Raw genomic sequence first — 4,740 nt, forward strand, 5'->3', positions numbered from 1 at the left:
GAAACGCGCCCCTCGCAGCCTTCAACACCATGTTTTATATAGGAAATATAATGGTCAGGACAGCGAAATCAGCGCCTTACTTGGGAAATGTGGGATGAAATCCAATGGTTCGAAAATGACGTGCGTGGTGCCGTCCCGGTACGGCGTCTTGAGCTGGTAGCGCACGTTGCCGCCTCGTGTTAACGACAGCCGCTTCTCGGATACCGCCGGGCGGCTGATGTACCGGCACAGCCGTTCGAGCTTCTTGCGTTCATCGGCCCTGGCCGCCACGCCGGCGTGCAGGCTGAACCCGGCTACCTTGCCAATCCCGTCACCGAACGGATCACCACTGGTCGGCAGAGTTTGCAAAGTGAACACCTTTCGCCCCGCCTGTGAACCGACAGCGATACGGTAAGTGATCGAGTGCCCCAGCAGGGGTGTCATCGGGTCGTCATCCACCGCATCCGAGGCCAGATAGCTGTTTTCGACATCCCGTTCCAGCAGGCCTTGCCGTTCCTCCTGGGTGTGCATCGCGCGACCCTCTATCGGGCGCTAGACGGCGCGGCGTTTGTATCGTACGAAACAAAATAATGTGCATTTGTGCACAAGTGCAATGCTGCACTCCTATGCCTTGGCAGCCGATTCGACCTTCTAACGAGGCGAGATAACTTGAATCGCCGCGAATTGTGACAGCGAAAACCCCGGGATTTCAGGGGTTTCGATTCAAGGCATTGCAGAATCAACAATTTTCTGGATTACATGTAAATATGAGTCGTGTAGCCAAGCCACCAAGTAAGGAACTCGTTCGCGCCCATCGGGAGCGGCGACGAGCTGCTGGCCGGGTTTTGGTGAACACTGACCTTCCTGCCGAGATGGTCAAAGCTATCGACCAACTCAAGGAAGCCAGGGGCGTGCGGGGACGTACGCCGATCATCGAAGAAGCATTGAGGGTCTATATCGAGACGCAGCAAGGGACATAACGGCAAAGCCCCTCGCCGTTAGCAGCGGCGAGGGGCTTTAGGGCCGTCAGACACACCGTAGAGACGGGGCCAAACCAATCTCCCCTTATCTACGCTAGAGCACGCCAATCCGCAAGATTGATTCTTGCGGAAACGGGGAAAGCCGTGCCTGCCGTCCACAGTCGTCATGTCCTCCGAATGGAAGGACGGAAGGCATATGTTGAGGACGCATTACGCGGCCGCGATCGGCTGCGCGCGTGGGAACGCGCTTGATGAAATCATGCGGGAAGTCTGGACGCGCTACGGTGCCGGCCAGCTCTCCGACGACGAGGCCGGCGAGCTTATGACGCTTGCCGAGGGCCGCCGGGCGGCGTGGCGGGGATCGGGACAGGTCGGGCTTGGCCTGGTCATGCCCCCACCGGCCGAGCGATGCCCGACGCCGGTTCGCCGGCATAGTCATATCCGGGGGCGATCGGAGGGCCGCATATGGCGGCCGACGACGCGCAAGGACGTTCAGGCGATCTTGAAGGCGGCCGAAATCTACAACGAGGCCGGCTTGCGCCAGAAGGGCGAGCGCAGCGGCCCGTTAGGGTCGGTCGCGCTCGACGTGTTGCGGCTGTTCGTCAATCTCATCGACTTCCGCACCGGCCGGCTAGAGCCGTCAATCACCACGATCATGGATCGGCTCGGCCGGTCGCGCGATACGATCGTGCGGGCGCTGAAGAACCTGCGGGCGCATGGTTTCATCGACTGGCTGCGGCGCTACGAGCCGACCGGCAACGAGGGGCGCGGCCCACAGGTCCAGCAGACGAGCAACGCCTACCGCCTGTCCCTGCCGGAGAAGGCCCGGCAGTTCCTTGGGCGGTTTGCCAAGGCCCCGCCCCCGCCCGACGACCATAGCGCCGCACAGGAAGCCCGCGCGGCCGAGGTGGACGCCTACAAGAAGGCCCTGCCCCTCGATGAGCTGGCGCTGTCCGAGGCCGGCGATACCGCGCTAGGTCGGGCGTTGGTGGCCCTTGGGAAAGCTATCCAGAAACGTGAGTCCGATAACCAGACTGAATCCCAATCTAATCTATATCTAAAAGCGCAAACATAAGCGGTCGCCGCTGTTCGGGCTGCTTTCGCAGCCCTGCGGCGGTTCCGATCCGCGCATAGGCGGATCGGGAAGCGGATACCTCACAGCAAAACCGCCAGCCTCGCGCCTGCGGCCAGCCTCCTATGGGCTTTCGAGAGAAAGCAGGCGGAAAGGTTAGTGACTACTCGTGCAAATGTGCACAATTGCACTTTTGGCTAGGTGCACAGTTTTCCATTGACCCCGGAGCCGGTCGCGTGGCATATTTCAATCCTGCAATTGTGCACAAAGGAGCTTTTGCAAAAATGCGGTGTTGCACATGAAAACTCTAGCTATCGCCATGCAAAAGGGCGGCGTCGGAAAATCGACGCTCACGAAGGCCCTTGGCGTTGCCGGCGCAAAATCCGGCCTCAATGTCCTCGTGCTGGACATGGACGCGCAGCAATCGACCACCCAATGGGCCGAGCGGCGCAAGGACGCCCTGCCCGTTGTGCGGTTTGCGACCGAGATCGACTTGCCGAAGCTCTTGAGCCAGGCCGAGGAAGCCGGTTGCGACCTCGTTGTTATCGACACGCCCCCCGCCCGAAGCACTGAGGCCCCGGCCGCCGTCGAATATTCCGACCTCGTGCTTGTGCCGTGCACGCCTGACATAGAGGCGTATGAGCAGCTTCCCAGGACCGCGCGCCTTGCGCGTTCGAGCGAAAAGCCGGCTGCTGCCGTCCTGACGATGGCGCAGCCGAATAGCCGCGCCGAGGAAGATATTGCCCGCCAGGTCTTCGAGACGGTCAAGCTCCCGATGGTTCCGGCCGTCATCCATCGATTCAAAGTGCATCGGGACGCGAGCCGGGAGGGGCTGACGGCCTTTGAGATCGACCCCGAAGGCAAAGCCGCCGCCGAGCTGCAAGCTTTATGGGATTGGGTGAGTGCAGAATTGCAATTGAGCACAAGCGCAGTTGTGCACAAGAGAGCATGAGGAACGATATGGCGAAGACAAAGGCAACCGCGCAGGATTTCCTGTCGAAAATGAAGCTTCCCGAGCAGGAGAGCGAGGAATCCGCCCCGATCGCGGCCGAGGGGGCGCAGATCGAGCCGCGCCGCACGGCGGGCAGGGCCGGCCGCAAGCATATCGGCGGCTATTGCGATCAGGACACGGTTGAGAAGGTGGCGCTATTGCGGGCGCGTCTCGGCCTCGACAATTCGCAGCTCATCAAGCGTGCCATTGATGAGCTTTACAGCAGGGAAGGGGCCGCCCGGAAGTTTGGTGACCGATAGTGCACTTGTGCAGAACTGCATTTGTGCACTCAGTACAAGCGGGATTGCAATCTATAATAAATCGCATACTCTACCGATAGAAGATTGCAAGGAACCAGGTCATGGCAGCAGAAACGATAGACCACAGCACGCTTACGGAGCTTGTAGAGGCCGGCGCGTTGCGCGGCGCGCATGTCGTCGGCCAGCCGGGCGGTTGGTCGCTTCGGGTAAAATATGGGGCTGCGGAGCGTGCGCTTGCAGCGCAACGCAGCCGACAGGTGCGTGTTTTCCGGCGCATTGAAACCTTGGTTTCCTATCTCAAGGACGTGGGAATCGAGCATTTCGACGTGGACGCGGCCGACTATCAGGCCGAGGGTGGAAAGACTCGACCAGATCGGGCCGAGGCGATGCGCCGCGCGCATGAGGCGGCCGCGCATGACAAATGGTTCCGCGATCAGATCGAGGAAGCCATAAAGGAAGCCGACGACCCGAACACCGAATGGGTGCCGCACGAAGTCGTCAAGCAGGACATGGCCCGGCAAAGGGCCGAGTTGCTGGCCCGTATCAAGGGCGGCCGTGAGTGAATATCGTTTGGCTACCGAGGGCGCAGGCCAATCGCACCCACGCCATAGACTATATCGCGAAGGAGAATCCCCGCGCGGCGCTCGATCAGCTCGGGGAGATCGAGCAGCAGAGTGACATGTTGGCGGATCATCCCGAAATCGGCCGTGTCGGACGCCGGCGCGGCACGCGGGAGTTGGTTATCAATCGGACCCCGTTCATTCTCGTTTACCGCGTGCGATCGAGAGCGAAGCGTGTTGAGATTTTGCGGCTTCTACATGGCGCGCAGAAATGGCCCTAGCAAAATCAGGCGGCGAAGGATGATGCAGAAGACGGCCGAAACCATCATCCGCGAGCTTGCGGCACGGCATGGGGCCGAAGCGCAGCGCACGGCGCTGGACGGTTGGGCTGATGATGTGACGCGGCTTTCCGGTGATGCCGTCACCCTCGATTCCGTCGAGGAACTGATAGTTGGCTTGCGCCGGGGAAACCTCGTTGATGGGAGCGAGCTGACCCGGTTGCATTCGCGTTACCTTGATGAGCGGGCAGGGCAATAGTGCACACCTGCACAGGTGCATGTCTGCAACCCGCCCCCGGCCGTCCCTACGGCCCTGGATGATGAGAGCGGGCCGGCCGGGGGCTAGCGTCTCGGCCGGTTAATTAAGATTTTACCAATTTTCGCGGTCGACCGTTAAACGCTACGGGGTAAACTGCCGTTTGCTTGTGGAGACGCAGGCCGAGGCTTGGAAACCTCGCAAGGTTAGCGGTAAATGGAGCTGGTGGCGACCGGGTGACGGACGTGTATGTCCAGGCTCCGGCTAAAGGGCCCCTGAACATTAAAGGGGCACAGATATACGGTAGGGGGATCAGACCGAGAACGGGAGAGGTCGGAAGCCTGTTTCATCGAGTGCCGGCTTG

7 protein-coding genes and 1 pseudogene are annotated in these 4,740 nt (G+C 60.7%); 7 read left to right on the forward strand and 1 reads right to left on the reverse strand.

Features of this window, described 5'->3' with window-relative positions:
* Positions 1–93 precede the first annotated feature (93 nt).
* Positions 94–525, reverse strand: a pseudogene (locus tag FHS81_RS18470) (transposase); the annotation flags it as partial.
* Between the two features lie 302 nt (positions 526–827).
* Between FHS81_RS18470 and FHS81_RS19115 the strand changes: the two are divergent.
* The 7 genes from FHS81_RS19115 to FHS81_RS18505 all read left to right on the forward strand — a co-directional run bounded on the left by FHS81_RS19115 (position 828) and on the right by FHS81_RS18505 (position 4,379).
* Positions 828–959: a ribbon-helix-helix domain-containing protein gene (locus FHS81_RS19115; RefSeq protein WP_343052577.1), complete on the forward strand. Its 132-nt coding sequence runs from the start codon at positions 828–830 to the stop codon at positions 957–959.
* A gap of 196 nt (positions 960–1,155) precedes the next feature.
* Complete coding sequence (locus FHS81_RS18480; RefSeq protein ID WP_123195986.1) at positions 1,156–2,034, forward strand: helix-turn-helix domain-containing protein; 879 nt, start codon at positions 1,156–1,158, stop codon at positions 2,032–2,034.
* 295 nt (positions 2,035–2,329) lie between these two features.
* Entirely contained in the window at positions 2,330–2,983 is a 654-nt protein-coding gene (locus tag FHS81_RS18485; protein WP_183755051.1) for a ParA family protein, read from the forward strand.
* 8 nt (positions 2,984–2,991) lie between these two features.
* The gene (locus FHS81_RS18490) at positions 2,992–3,282 is read left to right on the forward strand and encodes a ribbon-helix-helix protein, CopG family (RefSeq protein ID WP_239025373.1); all 291 of its coding nucleotides are present in this window, start codon (positions 2,992–2,994) and stop codon (positions 3,280–3,282) included.
* 101 nt (positions 3,283–3,383) lie between these two features.
* Positions 3,384–3,845: a hypothetical protein gene (locus tag FHS81_RS18495; protein ID WP_123195989.1), complete on the forward strand. Its 462-nt coding sequence runs from the start codon at positions 3,384–3,386 to the stop codon at positions 3,843–3,845.
* Complete coding sequence (locus FHS81_RS18500; RefSeq protein ID WP_123195990.1) at positions 3,842–4,123, forward strand: type II toxin-antitoxin system RelE/ParE family toxin; 282 nt, start codon at positions 3,842–3,844, stop codon at positions 4,121–4,123. Before FHS81_RS18495 ends, FHS81_RS18500 begins: the two co-directional genes overlap by 4 nt.
* Before the next feature lie 19 nt (positions 4,124–4,142).
* Entirely contained in the window at positions 4,143–4,379 is a 237-nt protein-coding gene (locus FHS81_RS18505) for a hypothetical protein (RefSeq protein ID WP_183755053.1), read from the forward strand.
* Positions 4,380–4,740: the final 361 nt, after the last annotated feature.

Source organism: Pseudochelatococcus contaminans, assembly GCF_014195635.1.
Classification (GTDB): domain Bacteria; phylum Pseudomonadota; class Alphaproteobacteria; order Rhizobiales; family Beijerinckiaceae; genus Pseudochelatococcus; species Pseudochelatococcus contaminans.

Coding starts and splice junctions, on each gene's coding strand:
- FHS81_RS18485 (WP_183755051.1), top strand. CDS start 2,330: ATGAAAACTCTAGCTATCGCCATGCAAAAGGGCGGCGTCGGAAAATCG.
- FHS81_RS18495 (WP_123195989.1), top strand. CDS start 3,384: ATGGCAGCAGAAACGATAGACCACAGCACGCTTACGGAGCTTGTAGAG.
- FHS81_RS18480 (WP_123195986.1), top strand. CDS start 1,156: ATGTTGAGGACGCATTACGCGGCCGCGATCGGCTGCGCGCGTGGGAAC.
- FHS81_RS18490 (WP_239025373.1), top strand. CDS start 2,992: ATGGCGAAGACAAAGGCAACCGCGCAGGATTTCCTGTCGAAAATGAAG.
- FHS81_RS18505 (WP_183755053.1), top strand. CDS start 4,143: ATGATGCAGAAGACGGCCGAAACCATCATCCGCGAGCTTGCGGCACGG.